The 21,653-nt window shown below is 64.4% G+C and carries 18 protein-coding genes; 13 read left to right on the plus strand and 5 right to left on the minus strand.

What is annotated here, in order from left to right; all coding sequences use genetic code 11:
* Window positions 1–24: 24 nt before the first annotated feature.
* The 3 genes from U8330_RS21885 to U8330_RS21895 all read right to left on the minus strand — a co-directional run bounded on the left by U8330_RS21885 (window position 25) and on the right by U8330_RS21895 (window position 3,298).
* Window positions 25–1,194 (minus strand): glycosyltransferase, encoded by a 1,170-nt coding sequence (locus tag U8330_RS21885; RefSeq protein WP_323107695.1) that lies wholly within the window; start codon window positions 1,192–1,194, stop codon window positions 25–27.
* A 92-nt stretch (window positions 1,195–1,286) separates the two neighbouring features.
* Window positions 1,287–2,384, minus strand: coding sequence for a DNA polymerase IV (dinB, locus tag U8330_RS21890; protein ID WP_323107696.1), 1,098 nt, complete (start codon window positions 2,382–2,384; stop codon window positions 1,287–1,289).
* Window positions 2,385–2,512: 128 nt separating this feature from the next.
* Window positions 2,513–3,298 carry a FadR/GntR family transcriptional regulator gene (locus U8330_RS21895; protein ID WP_323107697.1) on the minus strand — a complete coding sequence of 262 codons (786 nt, stop codon included), beginning with the start codon at window positions 3,296–3,298 and terminating at the stop codon, window positions 2,513–2,515.
* 265 nt (window positions 3,299–3,563) lie between these two features.
* Here U8330_RS21895 and U8330_RS21900 point away from each other — a divergent pair, with 265 nt between their 5' ends.
* The 6 genes from U8330_RS21900 (at window position 3,564) to U8330_RS21925 (ending at window position 11,616) form a co-directional block, all read left to right on the plus strand.
* Window positions 3,564–4,535: a substrate-binding domain-containing protein gene (locus U8330_RS21900; RefSeq protein ID WP_323107698.1), complete on the plus strand. Its 972-nt coding sequence runs from the start codon at window positions 3,564–3,566 to the stop codon at window positions 4,533–4,535.
* A 103-nt stretch (window positions 4,536–4,638) separates the two neighbouring features.
* The gene (locus U8330_RS21905) at window positions 4,639–6,171 is read left to right on the plus strand and encodes a sugar ABC transporter ATP-binding protein (protein ID WP_323107699.1); all 1,533 of its coding nucleotides are present in this window, start codon (window positions 4,639–4,641) and stop codon (window positions 6,169–6,171) included.
* Window positions 6,172–6,182: 11 nt separating this feature from the next.
* Window positions 6,183–7,184 (plus strand): ABC transporter permease, encoded by a 1,002-nt coding sequence (locus U8330_RS21910; protein ID WP_323107700.1) that lies wholly within the window; start codon window positions 6,183–6,185, stop codon window positions 7,182–7,184.
* A gap of 7 nt (window positions 7,185–7,191) precedes the next feature.
* Window positions 7,192–8,088 carry an aldose 1-epimerase gene (locus U8330_RS21915; RefSeq protein ID WP_323107701.1) on the plus strand — a complete coding sequence of 299 codons (897 nt, stop codon included), beginning with the start codon at window positions 7,192–7,194 and terminating at the stop codon, window positions 8,086–8,088.
* A 36-nt stretch (window positions 8,089–8,124) separates the two neighbouring features.
* Window positions 8,125–9,762, plus strand: coding sequence for a GMC family oxidoreductase (locus tag U8330_RS21920; protein ID WP_323107702.1), 1,638 nt, complete (start codon window positions 8,125–8,127; stop codon window positions 9,760–9,762).
* A 165-nt stretch (window positions 9,763–9,927) separates the two neighbouring features.
* The gene (locus tag U8330_RS21925) at window positions 9,928–11,616 is read left to right on the plus strand and encodes an FAD/NAD(P)-binding protein (RefSeq protein ID WP_323107703.1); all 1,689 of its coding nucleotides are present in this window, start codon (window positions 9,928–9,930) and stop codon (window positions 11,614–11,616) included.
* A gap of 24 nt (window positions 11,617–11,640) precedes the next feature.
* Here U8330_RS21925 and U8330_RS21930 read toward each other — a convergent pair whose 3' ends face one another.
* Complete coding sequence (locus U8330_RS21930) at window positions 11,641–11,949, minus strand: hypothetical protein (protein WP_323107704.1); 309 nt, start codon at window positions 11,947–11,949, stop codon at window positions 11,641–11,643.
* A 192-nt stretch (window positions 11,950–12,141) separates the two neighbouring features.
* Between U8330_RS21930 and U8330_RS21935 the strand changes: the two genes are divergently transcribed.
* Window positions 12,142–12,450 carry a hypothetical protein gene (locus U8330_RS21935; protein WP_323107705.1) on the plus strand — a complete coding sequence of 103 codons (309 nt, stop codon included), beginning with the start codon at window positions 12,142–12,144 and terminating at the stop codon, window positions 12,448–12,450.
* A gap of 80 nt (window positions 12,451–12,530) precedes the next feature.
* Here U8330_RS21935 and U8330_RS21940 read toward each other — a convergent pair whose 3' ends face one another.
* Window positions 12,531–13,589 carry a LacI family DNA-binding transcriptional regulator gene (locus tag U8330_RS21940; protein ID WP_323107706.1) on the minus strand — a complete coding sequence of 353 codons (1,059 nt, stop codon included), beginning with the start codon at window positions 13,587–13,589 and terminating at the stop codon, window positions 12,531–12,533.
* A 145-nt stretch (window positions 13,590–13,734) separates the two neighbouring features.
* Between U8330_RS21940 and U8330_RS21945 the strand changes: the two genes are divergently transcribed.
* The 6 genes from U8330_RS21945 (at window position 13,735) to U8330_RS21970 (ending at window position 21,650) form a co-directional block, all read left to right on the plus strand.
* Window positions 13,735–14,829 carry a glycoside hydrolase family 88/105 protein gene (locus tag U8330_RS21945; RefSeq protein WP_323107707.1) on the plus strand — a complete coding sequence of 365 codons (1,095 nt, stop codon included), beginning with the start codon at window positions 13,735–13,737 and terminating at the stop codon, window positions 14,827–14,829.
* On the plus strand, window positions 14,826–15,662 hold the full coding sequence (gene kduI, locus U8330_RS21950; protein ID WP_323107708.1) for a 5-dehydro-4-deoxy-D-glucuronate isomerase: 837 nt from the start codon (window positions 14,826–14,828) through the stop codon (window positions 15,660–15,662). Before U8330_RS21945 ends, kduI begins: the two co-directional genes overlap by 4 nt.
* Window positions 15,659–18,142: a hypothetical protein gene (locus U8330_RS21955; protein WP_323107709.1), complete on the plus strand. Its 2,484-nt coding sequence runs from the start codon at window positions 15,659–15,661 to the stop codon at window positions 18,140–18,142. The genes kduI and U8330_RS21955 overlap by 4 nt, the downstream gene beginning before the upstream one ends.
* Before the next feature lie 53 nt (window positions 18,143–18,195).
* Entirely contained in the window at window positions 18,196–19,464 is a 1,269-nt protein-coding gene (locus U8330_RS21960) for an ABC transporter substrate-binding protein (protein WP_323107710.1), read from the plus strand.
* Window positions 19,465–19,629: 165 nt separating this feature from the next.
* Window positions 19,630–20,586 (plus strand): sugar ABC transporter permease, encoded by a 957-nt coding sequence (locus U8330_RS21965; protein ID WP_323107798.1) that lies wholly within the window; start codon window positions 19,630–19,632, stop codon window positions 20,584–20,586.
* Entirely contained in the window at window positions 20,583–21,650 is a 1,068-nt protein-coding gene (locus U8330_RS21970; protein WP_323107711.1) for a carbohydrate ABC transporter permease, read from the plus strand. Before U8330_RS21965 ends, U8330_RS21970 begins: the two co-directional genes overlap by 4 nt.
* Window positions 21,651–21,653: the final 3 nt, after the last annotated feature.

Raw genomic sequence — 21,653 nt, forward strand, 5'->3', positions numbered from 1 at the left:
GGCAAGAAGGTTCCCTCGGGTTCTCTATTTCTTTTTGCGGGCGGCTTCGAGAAGCGGCCGGAGCTTCTCGGTGGTGTGCGACCAGGTCCACCGATCAAGGACGGTTTGGCGCGGCGAGAAGCGGGCGGCGGCGGAGAGCATGTCGACGATGGCGTGATGAAATTCGTCAGCGGGAGCCATGCGGCCGGTCTCCGGCGTAATGTAGTGGAGGCCGCAACTGAGCGCGCTGTTGGCCAGCACCGGAATGCCGGCCAGCATGTATTCGGTCAGGATCGCCGGCGCGCCATCGTCCACGCCGCAGACGACGCCGAGCCGCGACTGGTTCATGAGCCGGTTCACCTCCTCGAATGGGACGCCGGGTGGATCGATGATGTCGACGGAGAGCCCGAGCTCGCCGATCCGGTGGCGAAACTGCTCCGTCAGCTCGCCATAGCCGCAGACGCAGAGCGCGCGGATGCTGCGCGGCAGCTTGGCCAAAGCGTCGAAGAGAATGTCGTGCCGCTTGTAGGCCTGCGCCGCGGCCACATAGATGACGTCGTAGATCTTCGGCATGTCGAGCGGGCGGAAGGTGGTGTCCGAAGCGAATTCCGGCCCGACGGGCATGATGGCGGTCGCCATCTCGGGATGGCGGCTCAGCACCGCCTGCGACTGCCACTCGGCCCCGGTCAGGACCAGATCGAAATGGCGGCTGACGGTCGTCGGAATGCGAAGGGCTGGCGCGTCGATCGAGTTGTAGATGCAGATGCTGTCGCGGCAGGCCTCCAGGATCTCCTCGCTGATGCCGAGTCCCCAGACGCAGAGGATCTCCGGCGGGCCGAAGGCGGCGATATGGCCCAGCATGTCGTTCGAGGCGAAGGGAGCCTCCGGCCCGTTCATGCGGAAGGCGCGACGCAGGAGGTGCGGGCTGCCGCGCGTCCAGGCCGGCGGCGGCGTTTCACCGCGCCAGTGCGTCCAGATCTCCGCGGTGTCCGCCAGTCCGGCTTTGAGGCAGGCGAGCGGCAGGCGTTCGATATAGCCGCCATCGACCGCGACACTCTCCCTCTGCGGCGCCTGCGTGACGGGCAGGCCGCGATGACCGGTGAGCCATTCGCGACGGAAGGCCTCGACATCGGGAAGCTCCGATTCCTCCCACGGCCCATCCTGAAAATCGCTGATGACGACGATCCGGCGCGGCAGGGAAGAAGGCTGAGGCATACGACGATCCGGAAACGAGGACTGGGTTTGGGTAGCGAGGAAGTATTTTCCGGCCGTTCCGTTCCCGATCGTGCGCACCTTTCGGTGCGCGCTTACAGGAGGAGACCCAGCTGGCTTTCCTCTTTGCGTAGAGGGGTGCGGTCGTTCGTCAGCGAGGACAGGGTGACGCCCAGCAGGCGGACCGGCAGCTTGAAGGGGTGGACCGTTGCCAGAAGCGCCTCCGCCGCATCCAGCATGTCCTCGACGCCGGTGCAGGCTTGTCCAACGGTGCGGCTGCGGGTCGCTTGCGTGAAATCGGCATATTTGATCTTCACGGTGACGGTCTTGCCGCTGATGCCCTGCGTCGAGCAATGGCGCCAGACCTTTTCGGCCAGCGGACGCAGTTCCGCCTTGGCGAGGCCGAGATCGGCAATATCCGAAACGAAGGTGTCTTCCGCGCCGACGGATTTGCGAATCCGGTCGGCGCGCACCTGCCGATGGTCGATTCCCCGCGCAATGCCATAAAAATAGGGCCCTGCCTTGCCGAAATGCTGCGTCAGGAACGGCAGGGACTTGGCGCCGAGATCCGCGCCGGTCTCGATGCCGAGCTTGCGCATCCGCTCGGCCGTGGCCGGGCCGACGCCGTGGAACTTCTTCACCGGCAGCGCGGCAACGAAGGAAGGCCCGTTCTTCGGCGTGATGACCGCCTGTCCGTTCGGCTTGTTGAGGTCGCTCGCCATCTTGGCGAGGAACTTGTTGTAGGAGATGCCGGCCGAGGCGTTGAGCCCGGTCGCGACCTTGATCTTGGCCCGGATCTCGGTGGCAATCTCGGTGGCGATCTCCATGCCCTTCAGATTTTCCGTCACGTCCAGATAGGCCTCGTCGAGCGACAGGGGCTCGATCAACGGGGTGTACTCCGCAAAGATCTCGCGGATCTGGCGGGACACGGTCTTGTAGACCTCGAAGCGCGGCGGCACGAAAATGAGCGACGGACAGCGGCGTTTCGCGGTGACCGAGGGCATGGCCGAGTGAACGCCGAAGGTGCGGGCCTCATAACTCGCCGCCGCCACGACGCCGCGGGCCGCAGATCCGCCGACGGCGATCGGCAGGCCGCGAAGCTCAGGATTGTCGCGCTGCTCCACCGAGGCATAGAAGGCGTCCATGTCGACATGGATGATCTTGCGGATCGCGGGGGGAGCGGAAGAGGTCATGGCGCGGCGTCGCAGGCAAGTCTCAAAGGAAACAAAATGAGAACATAGCAGGCTTGACGGGGAAATCCAACCGGTGCATCGGCGCGCTCGGACCGACATGGCAACGCCGCTTGGAGGCGGTTCGGTCGTCAGCGCGCCGGCTCATCCGGCATCTTGCGCTGGCGGCGAAGAGCGTCGGTGATTTCGCTGCGCGCGACGCCGATCAGCTGCTCCATGGCGTAGCGCGCGGCATCCGGCCGGCGCATGCGGATGGCTTCCAGCACGTCCTGATGCTTGGCGATCGCCTGCTGGTGCGACTGGCTGGCGCGATTGGTCAGCCGGAAGCTCGCCAGCAAGGCCGCGCGGATGGCGGTTGCGAACTGGCGATAGACCCAATTGCCGCTGGCGTTGATGATGGCGGTGTGGAATTCGAGGTCGGCACGGCTCCAGGCCTCGGTATCGCGGGAATTGGCCTCCACCATGTCCTCGAACGCCCGCGCGATCTGCGACAGAGCGCGGGCATCGGCATTGGCCGCCGCCTGCGCCGCTGCGGCCGGCTCCAGGAGCTGGCGAGCGTCGATCAGCGAGGTGTAGAAGGTCTCGTCCGCGCCGATCTTCAGCATCACGTCGAGAAGCAGCGGGTCGAGGTAGTTCCAGTTTTCGCGCGGCAGCACCGTGGTCCCGGCCCGCGTGCGCGAGCGCACCATGCCCAGCGCCGACATATATTGCATGGCTTCGCGCAGGCTTGTGCGGCTGACGCCGAACTGCTCGGTCAGCTCAGCCTCGTTGGGAATGGTCGATCCTTCCGGCAGTTCGCCCGAAACGATCTTTTCGACGATCTGCCGGAGAAGCGTTTCGCGCACGCTGCGCTTGCCGCGCCCGGCAATCGGGTCGCCGTTCTGCGTCAGGTGACGTGCCACGGCCGATGCCGTCATTCTCTGCCTCCTTGTTCCCGCTGCAGCATTCCGCCGCTTTTCCACGCGCGTCAAGCCGGCGTCACCGGCGCATTCATATTATTTATTTCGCCGCAGAGTTCGGACTGCAAACCGCTGGAACGCCGAATTCAGCCGCTTCGACCATCTGCGCCAAAATAAATCGTATTTATATTGACATTCATATGATCAGGTTTAGGGTGTGGGTCAGTCTTGGGAGCCGGCGGGTATGCAGGCCGAAGGCGGATCATCGCGTTGGGAGGAAGCTATGAAACTGGGATTGAGAGCAGCCGTTACATCTCTTGCCATGCTGACGGCATCGGCCGCGTTCGCGCAGGACAAGGACCTGAAGGTCGGGGCGATCTACATGGACGCGCAGGGCTTCTATGCCGGCGTTCGCAAGGGCATTCAAACCGGCGCAACCGAAGCCGGCCGCAAGCTCGACATCATCGAGACCAATGCGCAGGGCGATGTCAGCAAGGAATCCTCGTTCATCGATTCGCTGATCTCCGCCGGGGTGCAGGCGATCATCGTGTCGCCGGTCTCGGCCGACGGTTCCTTCCGCGCGATCCGCCGCGCCCATGATGCCGGCATTCCGGTGGTCTGCTACAACACCTGCCTCAGCGAAACCGACATGAAGGATTATGTCTCGGCCTATGCCGTCGGCGATCCCTATCAGTTCGGCCACAAGCTGGGTGAGGCCGCTGCCGATTATTTCCTGGCCGAGAAGAAGGATGCGCCGACGATCGGCGTACTGAACTGCGAGTTCGTCGAGGTCTGCGTCACGCGCCGGAAGGGCTTCGAAGAGGCGCTGATGGCCAAGGTGCCGAATGCGAAGATCGTCGACAACCAGGAAGGCGCGACGCTCGACAAGGCCGTCTCGGTTGCAAGCACCATGCTCTCCTCCCATCCCGATCTCGACGCCTTCTTCGGCGAAGCGGGCGGGGCGACGCTGGGCGCCGCACGCGCCGTCAAGAGCCAGGGCCGCACCGGCAAGACCGTGGTCTTCGGCGGCGACATGACGACCGAGATCGCCCAGGAGCTGGCCGATTTCAGCGTCATCAAGGCCGTCGTCGACATTTCGGGCCAGGGGCTCGGCAAGCTTGCCCTGACGCAGGCGATCAGCGCGATCGACGGCAAGGCGCCGGCCGATATCAAGGTCGCCTACGACATCGACCTCTACAAGAGCGCAGAGGACGGCAAGGCCTGGCTGGAGGCCCACTCCGACGGCGTTCCGTAACCATCGGGACGGCTTGACCGTCCTCCTTCGTCCCGGCCGGGTCTCCGAGGACTGCGGCCGGGCTTGCCCATCCTTCTTCTTCTCGCTTTGAATTGGGCTCGTGATGATCCATTCCGCAAGCGCGCCGTCACATAATCCGGATGTCACCGCCATCGCCGCGCTTTCGTCGTGCACCAAGCGCTATCCGGGCGTGCTGGCGCTCGACAAGGCCTCGTTCCGGGTCGAACCGGGCGAGGTGCGGGCACTGCTCGGCAAGAACGGCGCCGGCAAATCCACCCTGATCCGGCTGTTGACCGGCGCCGAAGTGCCGGACAGCGGGGCCGTCTCGATCGGCGGGGTCGCGCTTTCGGGCAGCGGTTCGGCGCGCGCACAGGATGCCTTTTCGCGCGGCGTGCGCGTGGTCTATCAGGAACTGAGCCTCGTTCCCGGCATGTCGATTGCCGAGAACCTGTTTCTCGGTCGCTGGCCGCGGCGCGCCGGCGTGCTCGACTATGCCGGAATGGAGCAGGAGGCCCGCGACGCCATGCGGCGTCTGGGCCTGACCATGTCGCCGGCCGATCTCGTCGCCGGTCTCAGCCCCGCCGAACGCCAGCTCGTCGAGATCGCGCGCGTGCTGCTCGGCAAGCCGAAGCTCGTTATTCTCGACGAACCGACCAGCTCGCTTGCCGCCGCCGAGGCCGAGAAGGTCATGGCCGCCGTCAAGCGGATCGCCGCCGAGGGCATTGCCGTCATCTATATCAGCCACCGCATGAACGAGATCCGCCAGATCGCCCGCTCCGCCACCGTGATGCGCGACGGGCGGATCATCGACACGGTCGATGTGGCCGGTGCCGACACGCGCGAGATCGTTCGGCTCATGCTGGGGTCCGAAGCGGCGCAGGCCGCGCGGATCGAACCCAAGACGCGCGAAAAGATCGTGCTTGCGGTCGAGGATCTCACCCTGCCGCCCAAGCTCGACCGCATCTCCTTCGCGCTTCGCCAGGGCGAAGTCTTAGGGATTGCCGGATTGCTGGGTGCGGGGCGGACCGAATTGCTGCAGGCGATCATGGGCGTGCGGCCTTTCGAAAGCGGCCGAATCTCGGTCGATGGTGCCGATCTTCGCCGGCCGAGCTACCGGGCCATGCTGGAGCGCGGCTTCGGCTACACGCCTGAAAGCCGTAAAGAGGAGGGCATCGTGCCTCTTCTCGGCGTGGACGAAAACACGGTCGCCACCGACTTCGCGGCCGTCAGCCATCGCGGCATTCTGTCGGCGCGAAGGATCGCGGAGGCGACGCGCAGCGTGATCGGCCGGCTTCATGTCAAGACGGCTGCCACCGACACGCCGATCGGTACGCTCTCCGGCGGCAACCAGCAGAAGGTGGTGATCGGCCGCTGGGTCCATGCCGGCAGCCGTGTCCTGCTGCTCGACGAACCGACGCGGGGCGTCGATGTCGAGGCGAAGGCGCAGATCTACGCGATCATCCGCCAGCTTGCAGCGGAAGGCCGCAGCGTCATCTTCGTCTCCAGCGAGATCGAGGAACTGCCCCTCGTCTGCGATCGCGTGCTCGTGCTTCGGGATGGCCGGCTGACGGACGAATTTCTTTCCCCGGCCATCGATCAGGACGCCGTCATGGCCGCCTGCATCGCCGGACATTGATGGAGGCCAGAATGCCCAATGACCAGGCCGTCCGGACCGTGGACAGCGCCGCGCCGCGCCGCCGCGGTTTCTCCCAGCACATGAACGAGATCAGCCTCTTCATCGCGATCCTGGTGCTCTATGTCGTCTTCTCGACCACCGCCAACGGCTTCATGAGCTTCAACAACCAGATCAACATCCTGCGCGATGCGGCAACGATCGGCATTGCGGCATGGGCGGCGACGCTGATCATCATTTCCGGCGAGATCGATGTCAGCGTCGGCCCCATGGTCGCCTTCATCTCGGTCGCGCTCGCCTATCTGCTGCAATGGGGTGTTCCGACGCCGCTGGCCTTTGTTCTCGCCATCGTCATCGGTGCGGCGTTGGGCTCGATCGCCGGCATCCTTCGCGCCTATTTCGACGTGCCCTCCTTTGTCGGCACGCTCGGCCTGTGGAGCGCGTTGCGCGGAACGGCGCTGTTCATGACCGATGCGCTTCCGGTGTCGATCGGCCGCAATGATCTGGTCGACCTTCTCGACCGACCGATCCTCAGCATTCCCCCGGCGGCGATCATCATGCTCGTGCTCTTCGCCGTTTTTGCCTTCGTCAGCCGCAAGACCGCGTTCGGTCGCTCCGTCTATGCGATCGGCGGGAATCCACAGGCCGCCCTTCTGTCCGGCATCAATGTCGCGCGCATCCGCGTCCAATTGTTCGCGATTGCCGGCGCCATGGCCGCGGTGTCGGGCATTCTTCTCCTGTCGCGGCTTGGATCCGGCAATGCGACGGCGGCGAGCGGGCTTGAATTCGATGTGATCGCGGCAGTCGTCGTCGGCGGAACGGCGCTTTCGGGCGGACGGGGGTCGATGCTCGGCACCCTGCTCGGCGTTCTCGTCATCACGCTGATCGGCAACGGGCTGGTCCTGCTCGGCATCAACCCCTTCTTCCAGCAGGTCGTGCGCGGCCTCATCATCGTCGTGGCGGTGCTCGCCAATATCCAGGCGATCAAGCGCGGCGCAGCGCGCAGCCGGCAGTGAGGCAAACATGACCCTGTTCTCTATCGAAAAGGACGGCCTCAAGGCGCGTGTCTCAACGCAGGGCGGCGTGGTGCAGGATCTCTTCTGGTCGAGGGGAGGGGACACCGTTCCCCTTCTGCGGCCAGGGCCGCAGGACGAGGCAGGGGCGCTGGCTGCGGGCTGCTTTCCACTGGTGCCCTTCGGCAACCGCGTCCGCAACAACCGCTTCCAGTTCGAGCACCAGGTCTATGCCCTCTCGCCCAACACGGCGTGGGATCCGCATTATCTGCATGGCGAAGGCTGGCTGGCGAACTGGCAGGTCGCGGATCAGAGCCCGGAAGCCATCATGCTCCGTTTCGAGCATACCGATGGTGAGGGAACACCCTATCGTTACGAGGCCACGCAGCGCTTCGCGATCACCGATGGCGGCTTGCACCTGACGCTGTCGGTGACGAACGGAGGAAAGGTGGCTCTGCCGTTCGGCCTCGGATGGCATCCCTATTTCCCGATGACACCGCAGACCCGGCTGACAGCGCCGGCCGCCTTGCACTGGACCGAGGTCGAAGGATGGCTGCCCGGCGAGCGGGCGCCGATCCCCGAGGATATCGATTTCCACACGGCGCGCGGTCTGCCGCATCGCTGGGTCAACAACGGGTTCGAGGATTGGAGCGGCGAGGCCATCATCGACTGGCCGGAGCTCAAGACGCGTTTGACGCTGTCGGCGGACCCGCTCTTCCGCCACGCCTTCGTCTTCGTCTCGGATACGACATTCGACCCGACCTTTCATCGCGACTACTTCTGCTTCGAGCCGATGTCGCATCTGGCCGATGGCCAGAACCTGAGCGACCTTGGCGGGCTGACCGTGCTGCAGCCGGGCGAGACTCTGGCCGGCAGCATCCGGCTGACGCCGTCATCGATCCGTTAATGCGTGTCGCCCGAAATCGGGCAGGGAGACAGCGGGATGCCGCAGACAGCCACTTATGACTACATCATCGTCGGCGGCGGCAGCGCCGCCTGCGTCGTGGCGGCCAAGCTGGTCACGACCGCCCGCGCCCGGGTGCTGCTGCTCGAGCGGGGGCCGCGGAAAGCCAACCCGATCATGCACTTCCCGGCGGGCTACATGAAGTTCCTGGCCAAGGATACCTATCTCGCCATGCACCAGACCGAGCCGCAGCCGCAGCTAAGCGGACGGGGGCCGATCGTGCCGCAGGGGAAGGTGCTGGGCGGCGGCAGCACGGTCAACGCCATGGTCTATATGCGCGGCCAGGCCGCCGACTATGACCGCTGGAACGCGGCCGTCACCACGCCCGGTACCAACAATGACGGCGCCTGGTCCTATCGCGACATGCTGCCCTACTTCAAGGCGCAGGAGGACAACGACCATCTGGGCGGTGAATTCCACGGCGTCGGCGGGCCGCTGAAGATCTCCAATCTTGGCCATACAAGCCCCATGACCCGCGCCTACATCAAGACGCTGCAGGGCATGGGCATCCCCTGGAACCCGGATTTCAACGGGGCCGAGCAGTTCGGCGTCGGCATGATGCAGCATACGATCGACTGGGAAACCCGCCGCCGCTGCAGCGCCGTGGATGCTTTTCTGGCGCCGGTGATGGACAATCCGCTGCTGACGATCGAAACGGAGGCGACCGTGACGCGGCTGATCATGGAGGGGGAGACGGCCACCGGCGTCGACTATCTCCATCGCGGTTCGCCACGCCGCGCCCATGCGGGCACGGAGGTCATTCTGGCGGCGGGGGCCTACCAGACGCCGAAGCTCTTGATGCTGTCCGGCATCGGCCCCGAAAGCGAGCTCGCCCGCCACGCTATCAGGACGCTGATCGATCTGCCGGGCGTCGGGCAGAACCTGCAGGACCATTACGAGTGTCCGGTGGTGGCAACGACCAGAGGCGCCTTCGGCTATTACGGGCAGGATCGCGGCTGGCCGATGATCAGGGCCGGCTTGCAATATCTCCTGTTCCGCTCCGGACCGGCAACGACGACTGGCGTCGAGACCTGCGCCTTCTACGACCCCGACGGCAACTCGGCCGAGCCGACCATCCAGATGTTCTGCGTGCCGACCGTTTATCTCGACCGGGACGTCTTGGGCACCGACCCTGGCCATGGGGTCACGATCAACTCGCTCCTGCTGCGGCCGAAGGCGCGCGGCAGCGTCACCCTTGCTTCAGCCGATCCGCTTGCCAATGCCATCGTCAGCACCGGCATCTTCAACCATCCCGACGATCTGCGGCTGACCGTGAAGAGCTTCCGCTTCGCCCGCTCCGTTCTCTCCAATTCGCCGATCCGCGAGATGATCGAGCGCGAGATCTTCCCCGGAGCGGACATCACGAGCGACGAGGCGATCGCCGAGCATTGCCGGCGCACCGTCAAGACCGGCTATCACCCGGTCGGCACCTGCCGCATGGGCCATGAGGCGGACGAAATGGCCGTGCTGACGCCACGGCTGACCGTGCGCGGCGCGCGCAGGCTGCGCGTGATCGACGCCTCGATCATGCCGAACATCGTCAGCGGCAACACCAATGCCGCCGTGCTCGGCGCGGCCGCCAAGGCTGCGGATCTGATCCTCGCGCGCGCTGCCTAGGGCCTGGACATTGAGAAGCTCGGGAGGGCGCCTGCATCGCCGGCGCTCGCGGGGGGGGGCGTCAGAGGTTACTTACGCAATTAATTGCGAGGGAGTGGAACGCCGCCCGGTCTGGCATAGTTCACGGATGTTCCTGTTCATCCTCTTCCAGTGAAAGTATGGCGTATGACCCTCAATGTCGCGATCATTGGCTCCGGCCCTACCGGCATCTATACGTTGAAGGGGCTGAACGATATCGCTCTGCCGCTGACGATCACCATTTTCGAAAGCGATGCCGAACCCGGCAAGGGAACGCCGTACCATCCCGATCTCAACGACCGGGCCATGCTGTCCAACATCGCCAGCATCGAGCTGCCGCCGATCTGCGAAAGCCTGACCGCCTGGCTCTCCCGCCAGTCCGACGAACGCCTGGCGACGCTGGGCGTCGCGCGCGATGCGATCGACGAGCGCGAGTTCTATCCGCGGGTCGTGCTGGGGGACTATCTGCAGGACCAGCTTGCGCAGCTGATCGAAAAAGGTCGTGCCAAGGGCCACCACATCGATATCAAGGCCTCCAGCCGCGTCGTCGATATCGCGCTCCACAAGAGCGACATCAGCCTCACCGTGCAATCGCAAAACGGCGAAAGAACCGACTACAGCTTCGACCACGTCGTTCTCGCCACCGGCCACGATTTTCCGGAGACCACCGAGGTCAAGCCCGGCTATTTCGTTTCGCCCTGGCCCGCGCCGGTGCTCAAGACGATACCGGCCTGCGAAGTCGGCATTCTCGGAACCTCGCTCAGCGGCATCGACGCGCTGATCACCGTCGCGACCAAGCACGGGGTCTTCCTGCTGGATGAGTCCGGTACGCTCCAATATCATCCGAAGGCAGAGACTGAGGCCTTCAAGGCGACGATGATGTCGCGCAAGGGCGTTTTGCCGGAAGCGGACTTCTACTGCGATATTCCCTATCGCCCGCTTGCCATCTGCACGCCGCAGGCGATCGACGCGCTGATCGAAACGCAGGGCGGCCAGCTGCTGGACGCCGTCTTTGACCTGTTCAAGCAGGAACTGGCGGCCTGCGATCCGGACTATGCGGAGCGGATCGGTCTTGGCATGCTGACGGTCGAGACGATCGACAAGGCCTATTTCAAGGCGCGGGAGGAAGCCGATCCGTTCACCTGGGCGGCGCAGAACCTGGCGCAGGCCGAGGCCAACAAGGCGCAGAAGCGGACGGTGGAATGGCGCTACGCCATTCTGCGCATGCATGAAGTCGTCGCACGCGCGATCCCGCATCTGCACGAAGAGGATCTGAAGCGCTTCCACAAGCATTTCAAGACCGTTTTCGTCGACGACTATGCGACCGTGCCGCACCAGTCGATCCACCGTCTCCTGGCTCTCCACCGCGCCGGCAAGCTCGCCATCAAATCGCTCGGCGGCGATGGCGATATCGACAATGACAGCGTCGACCATGGCGCGGTGGTGAAGACCGAGACCGAGACCCTGAGCTTCGATGCCTTCATCGACGCGACCGGCCAGCATCCGCTCTCCGCGCGCGATATTCCCTTCCCGACGCTCAAAGCCCAGGGCGTGGTGCGCAAGGCGGCGACGATCGCCTCGAGCCCGAGCGGTGAGGACGCGCCGCGCGTGGTGCGGACAGGCGGCGTCGATCTCGATGAGAAATTCCGGCCCGTCTTCGAGGAGGATCTCACCAACAGGCTTTACTGCGGCTCGATCTCCTTCCTCCTCCACAAGCTGCCCTTCGTCCAGGGCATCACCAGCGCCCGCGACATCGGTGCGGTCATCTCCCGGGCGATCGCCGAGGACTTGACGGCGGACGAGACCCTCGCGGCGCGGCAAAGGGCGTTCGCGTGAACGGTGGTCAGCCGAAGCTGGGGCTCAATAGTGATAGTGCAGGCTGGCGCCCGACATGCGGGCGCTGAACAGCCGGTCCATCGCCTCTGTGTAGTGCTCGAGGCCCTTTTCGCAGATCCGCGCCCTCTCGCGGGGGGAAAACTGTTCCACCATGGCCACGTTGAACAGGAAGATGGCGGTCTGGAACTCGCCCAGGATGGCGAAGATCGTCTTCAAGCGCGCAGCATCCTTCTGGCGGATCGCCTGATCGCGAAACACGGAGAGTTTCGCGACATGCGCTTCTGCGCGACCTCTGAAATCGCCCGCAAGGCTCTGTAGCGGCTTGTCCTTCATGCTCCCCCGCACCGACCACGTCCCAGTGCGTTCTCACGTAAGCATAAAGGCACATTCGATGAAAGGCTTGGTCAGTTCCGCACAGAGGAGGATAGAGCGGAGCTATTCTGTCACACTGCGTTCGGGAACGATCCATCCGCTCGTCTCTTGGGACGTCCGGCATCTGTAGGAGCCGATACAGCTGGGGGGAACATGAAGGCAGAAGACATTTCGAAAGCCTTGCTCGCCGATTATCTGAACGGAGCGAAGGCGCTTCTCGATGAGGTTCACCGGGAGCAGAGGGCCGCGCTGAACGACTTCGATTGCCGGCACTATTCCCGCCTGCTCGAAATCTCGGCCGATCTGTCGCGCGCGGTGGAAGGGTTCGAGGCGCTCGGCGTCCGGTGCCTGACCCCCGATCTGTTCGCGATCGAATTCGAAACTGCGCGCCAACGTTATGAACGTGGCAGAGCGCGGCTGCTGGGAATGGAGCCGCACGCGGATGGCATAAGATTTCATTGATTCCGAAACAGCCGGCTGGCCGCTTGCGGCCGCCATCCCTGTTTCGCGCGAGAGACAAGTCCTGAGATCGAGGTGCAGGTTCAGCGAGCAGGCGAAGTGTAGGCAGCCACCGATTGCCGATCGACCAGGTGGCAGGCGAGCTCGATCCGCCGGGCGGGCATCGGCGAGCCGGCGACACTGTCGCGCAGGAGATCGAGCGCCACCGAACCCAGTTCGCGCATCGGCACATGCATGGTCGTCAGCGGCGGATGCACGAAGGCGGCCTGCGGCAGATCATCGATCCCCATGACGGAGACATCGTCGGGTACGCTGTAGCCCTGCTCCTGCAAGCCCATCATCGCGCCGACGGCCAGGCTGTCCCCTGCTGCAAGAACCGCGGAAAAGTCGAGACCATTCTGCGAAATCCGAGCCGCGATGGCCTGCGCGGCAAGATTCGGCAGCCAATCGTCCACCGGCACGACGAGATCGTCGGGGCTGGGTAGGCCGCGATGCTGCAGGGCGTCCCGCCATCCCTCGCGGCGGCGCTCGATCGTGTGCCGCCCGGGACGCATGAGGAAGAGAATGCGGTGGTGGCCGAGGCTGATGAGATGCTCGGCGGCAAGCCGGGCGGCCGAGCGGTTGCAGGGCGTCACACTCGACAGTCTCATCAGCGGATCGTCGCCATTGATCATCACCGCCGGCTTGGAGAAGTTGCGCGTGGCGGCGAGCGTCGCTTCGTCGTCGACCGTGAGAAACAGAAGTCCGAGCACCGCCGGATCGGCAGCGGCCTCCTCGAGCATCGTCCGCTCCTCCGCCTGGCCGGCCACCGAGCGGGTGACGATCTCGAGATCCAGGGCCAGCGCCCGTTCCCGCAGACCCTCCAGCACATAGAGCGTGAACTGGTTGCGGACGTAGTCGATCATCGCGGCGCTCGATGCGGCCAGGATGACTTTCTTGCCCGCCACGGGCGTCGGGATCACGTAATTCGCGGTCTTCGCCGCCTCCAGAATACGCTCCCTAATGTCGGCGCGCACGCCTTTCTCCCCTGAGAGGGCGCGGGACACAGTGCTCAGCGAAACGCCGACTTTCGTAGCGATGTCTTCCAGCCGCACGCGCCGGCTCTTCGTTCCGCGCTTACCTGGCAGAGGGGTTGCAGCCATGGGTTTCAGTCTCCTGTCTCGACCCATTCTGCAAAAAATTTTCAGATTGCGCAAAGACATTCTCGGTGTTTTCATCTGCCTGCCGCCGGGGAGAAGCGGTGCGGCTGGCCGGACAAAGGTCAGTCGGGGGAGAGGAGATTTCGACATGACGGTTTCCAGGGAGGAGATCCGGGCGAAGCTCGATCTGATCGTTGCGGGCATGACGGGCCTGCGTCACGACGGTCGGTTCGACGAGCCCAATCTCGATGGGACGGCCGGCGACTATATTTCCTTCGACAGCTGGGAGTGGCCGCAGGGTGTCGGCCTCTACGGTCTCGTCCGCCTCTGGCTCCATACCGGTCGCGACGACCTGCGGCGGCTTGTCGAAGCGTGGTATGACCGGCGGCTCGAAGCGGGCCTGCCGAGCCTGAACGTCAACACGACCGCCCCGATGCTGGCCCTCTCCATCCTCTGGAGGGAAACGAAGGAACCGCGCTGGAAGGCCCCTCTCGACGACTGGGCCACCCGTGTCCTGTCAGAGTTGGGTCGCACCGCGGAAGGTGCGTTCGAACATCACGTCTCGGACAAGGTGAACGATCACGAACTCTGGGACGATACGCTCTACATGGTCGGTCTGTTCCTTGCCGCCTATGGGGAGGCAAGCGGACGCAAGGAACTGACGGACGAAGCGGCGCTGCAGTTCCTTGTTCACACCCGCTATCTGGCCGACACCAGAACCGGCCTCTGGTTTCACGGCTGGACCTTCGACGGGCGACACAATTTCGCCGAAGCACGTTGGGCACGCGGCAATGCCTGGATTACGGCCGGCATGCTGGATCTGTTCGATCTCGCCCAGATGCCGCCGCCCGTCAAAACGTTCCTGCTCGGCGTTCTCAAGGCGCAGGTCGAAGCCCTGCTTCCGCTTCAGGCGCCGTCGGGCGCCTGGCGGACCCTGCTCGACGACGAGAGTTCCTATGAGGAGATTTCGGCCACGGCCGGTATCGGCTACGGCCTGCTGAAGGGTTTCAGGCTCGGGATCGGAGGACCGGCATGGAGAGATGCCGGAATGAGAGCCGTCCGCGCCGTACTCGACAATGTCGATGAGACCGGCACCGTCCTCAATGTCTCCTACGGGACACGCATGGGACACGACCTGCAATTCTACAGGGATATTCCCCTCCAGCCGACGGGCTATGGGCAGGCCCTGTCTATCCTGTGCCTGTGCGAAGCCCTGCATCATGCGGAAACGAGGACGCGATGACGATGAAGACGCTCTATGGGGCCGGCCCAAGCGACATCAGGACCTATGATACAGCGCGGCTGCGAGCCGAATTCCTGATGGACGACCTGTTTCAGGACGGCGCGTTGCGCTTTACCTACACCCATGTCGACCGGTTGATCGTCGGCGGCGCTGTGCCCACCGATCAGCCGATCCGCTTCGGTTCGGGAGAAGAGATCGGCACGGCTTTTCTTCTCTCGGCGCGCGAAATGGGCATTGCCAACTTGGGCGGCGCCGGCACGATCTCCATCGACGGCGAGACCTTCGCGCTCGCCAATCGTGACGTGCTCTACATCGGCCGGGGGGCGCGGGACATCGTCGCCGAAAGTGCTAATCCGGCAGCCCCGGCGCGCCTCTACATGAACTCGGTTCCCGCCGGTGCCGATCTGCCGCACCGGTTGATCACGGCCGCGCAATCCAAGCTGCTTTCCTTGGGCGATGCGCAGCGCGCGAATGTCCGGCAGCTGCGCATGTACATCCATCCCGAAGTCGCGCCGTCCTGCCTGCTTCTGATGGGTATCACCGACCTTGCGCCGGGCAGTGTCTGGAACACCATGCCGCCGCATGTGCATGAGCGGCGGATGGAGGCCTATTGCTACTTCGACCTCGCGCCGCAGGACCGGATCATCCACCTGATGGGCCGCCCGGAAGAAACCCGCCATCTGGTCGTCGCCAATCTCGAGGCGCTGATTTCGCCTGCCTGGTCGATCCACATGGGCGCGGGCACCGGTCCCTACGCCTTCGTCTGGGGCATGACCGGAGAAAACCAGGAATATACCGACGTGACACCCGTAGCCTTGGCGGATTTGAAATGACCGCGACATCCCACTTTCTCGACAAGCCGCTCCAGCCTGGCGACCCTCTCTGCTACTGGCAGCTCGGCGGAACGGACGAAACCCGTTTCGACGTGCCCGACATGCCGATGAAGGGCGACATGGATCCCTTCTTCTTCCTGACGAAGGTCAAGAACTTCATCCCGCACGAATATCCCTGCCGGACGATTTTCGCCGACGGGCACCGGGGGAAGCGGCCGGCCGTGTCAGGAAGCTTCAAGCCCGCCCGCTGGTGGCTGCCCTTCGGGTCGCCGCGGGTCGATCTCTCCGGTTTCTGGTTCCGCCCCACACGTCTCGCCACCTGGGCAAGAACGACGATCGAGGCGGAGACGGACGGCATGGCGACCGTCCGCCTCGGCACCTGCGGCGGAGCCGTCCTGTGGGCGAACGGCGCGGAGATCGCCTGGATGGCGCCCTACAGCCGCAATCTCGAGGTGAAGCAGGAGATCGCGCTGCCGCTCGTCAAGGGCATGAACGAGATCACGCTGTTCTTCGACGATCTGGCCGAGCGCGATGCCCGCTATTTCTTCCAGCTCGATTACCTCGCCGGCCCGGCCGCGCGCCTGCGGCTTCCCGTTCCTCTGTCGGGTTCTCTGGCCGAAAGCCTGGAGGCCGCGTTGACGGGCATGCATTTCGACCGTCCGCACTATTTCGGCGGCGATATCACGCTCTGTTTCGCCGAACCCTTGGCCGTTGATGTTGATGTGCGCGTGGCGATCGAAGGCGACTTCATGTCGCATGAGCGCTTCGATCTCGCCTTCGCCCTCAAGGCTGGCGATACCGCTTTACGGGTCGGATCGTCCGAGACGATGCCTGCGGATTTCCGGCATTTCCGCATCACGCTCGACGCCGGCGGCTTCGTCGCCTCCCGCTCGATCGGGGTCGAGATCTGCCACGCCGACCGCCAGGGTCCGGCCCCGGCAGCGCTTAAGGACCGCATCGCGGAAGCGCTCGATACGATTTCGGCGGAATCCGAGCGCGACACGGTGCGGGCCTTTGCCCGGCTGGCCAGCGGGCGGGGCGGCAGCGAGACCGATGCGATGATTGCCGAGATCCTGCCGTCGATCGAAGATTGCCATGATTGCGCGGATTTCTCGCTCGTGCCGCTGATCTGGTCGCGCACCGTCTGGGGCGCCGATATCGAGGCCGGTCTGAGGGCGCGGATCGACGCCGCCATCCTCAATTACCGGTTCTGGATGGACGAGCCGGGCAACGACGTCCAATGGTACTTCTCTGAAAATCACGCCTTGCTCTTCCATACCAGCGCCTATCTGGCCGGGGCCCTGTTGCCGGAGGCGACCTTCGTGCGGTCCAGGCGATCGGGACGGGAGCAATGCGCGGTGGGTGCTGCCCGCGTCCGCGCCTGGCTCGATCACTTCGAGCGCTGGGAAATGGCGGAGTTCAACTCTGCCCCCTATTTCCCGATCGACCTCAAGGGTCTGACGGCGCTCGTCGCGCTTTCGCCCGATGCCGATATTGCCGAGCGCGCCAAGGCCGGCATCGTACGGCTTTGCGAAGTCATTGCCCGCTCCGCCCATCACGGCATGATCACCGCCGCCCAGGGCCGATCCTACGAGCATACGCTCTGTGCCGGGCGTTCGCTCGAACTGTCCGGCGTGGCCCGGCTCCTTTGGGGCCGAGGCTGGTATGGCCGAAGGGTGCACGCTTTGCCGCAGCTTGCCGTCTGCCTGCGCGATCATCAGCTGGTCATTCCGCCTGAACTGGCCGAGATCGCCGACCACCAGCAGGCCGAGCACCAGGAATGGCGCTTTGCGCAGGGCGAAAACGCCTTCGCCGCCCTTTACCACTACAAGAGCGCGGACTTCGCCATGGGATCGGCGGCGCATTATCGCTGGAACGAGTGGGGCTACCAGGAGACCATCCTGCATCTGCGTCTCGGCTCGAAGCCGGAGGCTGCGGTCTGGATCAACCATCCCGGCGAAACCATCCAGTTCGGCTATGGGCGCCCGTCCTACTGGGGCGGCTGCGGCACGGTCGCGCGCACCCAGCAATATCGCGGCCTGGCCTTGCTGGACTTCATCGTCCATGACGAACAGCCGCAGTTTACCCACGCCTGGTTCCCGGCCGCGGAGTTCGACGAGGCGGTCGTCTCCGGCAGGATCGCGCTCGCCCGCTGTGGGCAGGGCGCGGTGATGCTGAAGGCGTCCTCGCCGCTACTGGCCGTCACGGAGGGGCCTTCGGCTGGTGTCGAACTTCGGCAGGAAGGCCGGAGAACGCGGTGGATCGTTCGGGTCTCTACCGCAAACGACCTCGGCGGTGTCGAGGCGCGGTTCCACATGCTGGAAGCCCGGGACGAGGCCGATGGCACGATTAGGATCGACGATCCCGACTATGGCACGGTCATCTTTCGTGCCGATGGCAGCATCGAGGCGGAGGGTCGGCGCCTGCTGCGCTCGGACTATACGGTCGCGGGAGAGGCGACGATGCTCGCTGCAGACTGAGCGATTTGCTTTCGACGGGTGGAGGCCCGTCTTCACAAGGAGGAGACATGCGCATGACACTGAAAACGCTTCTGGCGGGCGCCACGCTCGCCCTCTTGTCCTCGACCGTCGCCCATGCCGGCGACGTGAGGATCATGTGGTATTCCGACGGCGTCGAGGGTGAGGTTCTCGCCGATCTGATCAGCCGTTTCACAAAGCAGAATCCCGACATCAACGTCATCATCGACAATGTCGCCTATGGCGTCGTCAAGGAGCAGCTGCCGATCCAGCTCGAGGCCGGCAACGGACCCGACATCGCCCGCGTGACCGCCTTGAAGGACCTGAGTCGTCACTGGCTGGACCTTCGCCCGCTGGTGGCCGATCCCAGCTACTGGGACACCAACTTCGGCGCGCAGGCCGACTGGATGCGCCCCGACGGCTCCAACCAGATCTCCGGCTTTATGACGCAGATCACCCTGACCGGTGGCTTTGCCAACAAGACGTTGTTCGATCAGGCCGGTGTGCCGCTTCCCGGCAAGGATGCCACCTGGGACGACTGGGCGGCCGCTGCGAAAAAGGTGGCGGAGAGCCAGAAGATCCCCTTCGCCATGGCGCTCGATCGCTCCGGTCACCGGATCTCGGCACCCAACATCGCCTATGGCACGAACTATTTCGGCAGCGACGGCAAGCCTGCGCCGCTCGATGATGGCGCGAAAGCCTTCATCGGCAAGTTTGTCGGCTGGGCCAATGACGGGATGATCAACAAGGACGTCTGGGTTTCTGCCGCCGGCCAGACCTATCGTGCGGCCGCCGAGGACTTCATCAACGCGCAGCTCGCCTATTACTATTCCGGTTCCTGGCAGATCGCCAATTTCTCCACCAAGATCGGCAATGGTTTCGACTGGGTGGCAACGGGCAGCCCCTGCGGTACGGCCTCCTGCACCGGCATGCCGGGCGGCGCCGGCCTGGTTGCGATCAGGTACACCAAGAACCCGAAGGACGTCGCCAAGGTGATGGACTATCTGGCGAGCGAAGCCGTTGTGAAGGAGTTCTCCGAGCGCACTCTGTTCATCCCTGCCCACAAGGGCGTGCTGGACAAGGGCAATCTCGATTTCCAGACCAAGGACCCGCAGGTCAAGGCGGCGCTCGACACCTTTGTTGCGGCGACCAAGACGACCTCGGCCGAAGCGCTGAAGATGCCGAGCTGGCGCTGGTCGGATACGGTCTACGGGGCGCTTGTTTCCCGCGTCGGGCAGGCCATTGCCGGCGAATTGTCGCTCGAAGATGCCTTCGCCCGGATCGACGCGGACATCGCCACCAAGGTCAAGGATTCCGCGCTCTAGGCGGACGTGGCAGGATCGCGACATCACGAAGGGCCGGTGCGGGAGGTTCCGGCTCTTCATCGATACGGCACGCAAGGGGAGGAACGCGTGAGCTCATCCATCGTACAGCGCACGAGGCTGTCGGAGCGTCTCGGTCCGATCATCAAGGCGCCCATCGGCTTGGTGATGGGACTGATCGACAGGCCGATGCGCGCTCTGCAGAGGGCGACGGGCTTGAACGGCATGGCGCTCCTGTTCCTTGCGCCGAACATGCTCGTCTTCGGCATTTTCGTCCTGCTGCCGCTCGCCATCAATATCGTCTATTCCGCGACCGGCGGATCGGCGCTGTTCCTGCCGGAGCGCAGCTATGTCGGCCTTGCCCAGTATCGCCGCCTGTTCGACTGCGGCAATTATCTCGACCCGTTGACTTGCCAGGAAGATCCGTTCTGGACGGCGGTCGGCAACACTTTCTGGTTCGTGGTGCTGCAGGTCAGCCTCATGATCCTGGCCGCCCTCATCACCGCCCTCATTCTCAACCGCAGGCTCGCCGCGCGATCCTTCTGGCGGGCGGTGTTCTTCTTTCCCGTTCTCCTGTCGCCGGTCGTGGTCGGCCTCATCTGGCGCTGGATCCTGCAGCGGCAGGGTTTGCTGAACTTCCTCCTCTATCCGCTCGGTATCGAGCCCTACAATTGGCTGACGGACCGCGACTGGTCGTTCCTGGCGGCGGTCGGCGTTTCGCTCTGGGCGCATATGGGCTTCTACACCCTGATCCTGCTCGCCGGCCTCCAGGCCATTCCGAAGGATCTCTATGAAGCCGCCGCCATGGACGGGACGCGGCCCGGCCGTGTCTTCTGGCGCATCACCCTGCCGCTGCTCGCCCCGAACCTGATCGTCGTCATCGTCCTCGCGCTGATCCGTGCGGTCCAGGTGTTCGACGAGGTCTACGTGCTGACGGGGGGCGGACCGGGGACCAGCACGCTTTTCCTGACGCAATATATCTACGAGACCGGCTTCGTCTCCCAGCCGCGCAATCCGGGGCTGGCCGCCGCCGCCTCGATCCTGATGGGGCTTGTGCTGGTGGTGCTGACGCTTCTGCAACTCGGGCTTGGCAAGCGCGGCGAGACGAAGGGGAGGCGTGCATGAGCCGCTTCATGGGTTTCCTTCTCCGCCGCCGAGGCAGCCAGGGACAGGGCAAGGGCTGGCATTGGACGGACATCGTCACCTGGCTCTGGCTGACGGGCGGGCTGATCGTCATGTTCGGTCCGGCGCTCTGGCTGGTCTTCTCCTCCTTCAAGACCCCGGCGGCGCTCGCGGAATTTCCGCCCTCGATCCTGCCCTATGCGAACGAGCAGATCGCCGTTCCCGGCCATGAGCAGCCGCTGACGCTTTACGACGTGACATTGCCGGATGGCTCGACGAAACGGCTGGCCGAGCTCAGGCGCATCGGGCTCGTCAGCCAGATGATCGATCCCGCCGCCCCGGACGCCGCCCCTGTCCGCGTACCGATCGATCAGCGCCAGCCCGTGCGCGCGCTCTCCTTCGCGACGGAGAACTACACCGAGCCCTTCGTCCATTTCGATTTCTTCCGCTATCTCTGGAACTCGGTCTTCGTCACTGTCATGGCGACGCTCATCACGCTCGTGGTCAATTCCATGGCTGCGTTCGCTCTGTCGAAATATGAGTTTCGCGGACGCGGCTTCGCGATGCTGATCATTCTCGCCACGTTGATGGTGCCGCTCTCGGTCATCATGGTGCCGCTCTATTCGATCATCTCCTCGCTCGGGCTGTTCAACTCGCTCTGGGGCGTGATCCTGCCGACGGTGGCGACACCCACCGGCGTGTTCATCCTGCGCCAGTACATGCTGACGATTCCGGACGAACTGCTGGATGCCGCCCGCATGGACAAAGCCTCCGAATGGCAGATCTACTGGCGGATCGTGCTGCCGCTGACAGCGCCGGCGCTGGCCGTTCTCGCCATCTTCTCCGTCGTCTGGCGCTGGAACGACTTCCTCTGGCCGCTTATCGTCCTGTCTCGCAAGGAGCTCTACACGCTGCAGGTGGGTCTCAGCATCTATTCCGGCGAGCTGAATGTGCAGTGGCACTTCATCCTGGCAATGACTGTCGTCACCATGATCCCGGTCGTGCTCGTCTTCATCTTTTTGCAGCGCTTCATCACCACCGGCATTGCCGGCTCGGGCCTCAAGTAAGGA

It is taken from the genome of Rhizobium sp. CC-YZS058 (assembly GCF_034720595.1).
Taxonomy (GTDB): domain Bacteria; phylum Pseudomonadota; class Alphaproteobacteria; order Rhizobiales; family Rhizobiaceae; genus Ferranicluibacter.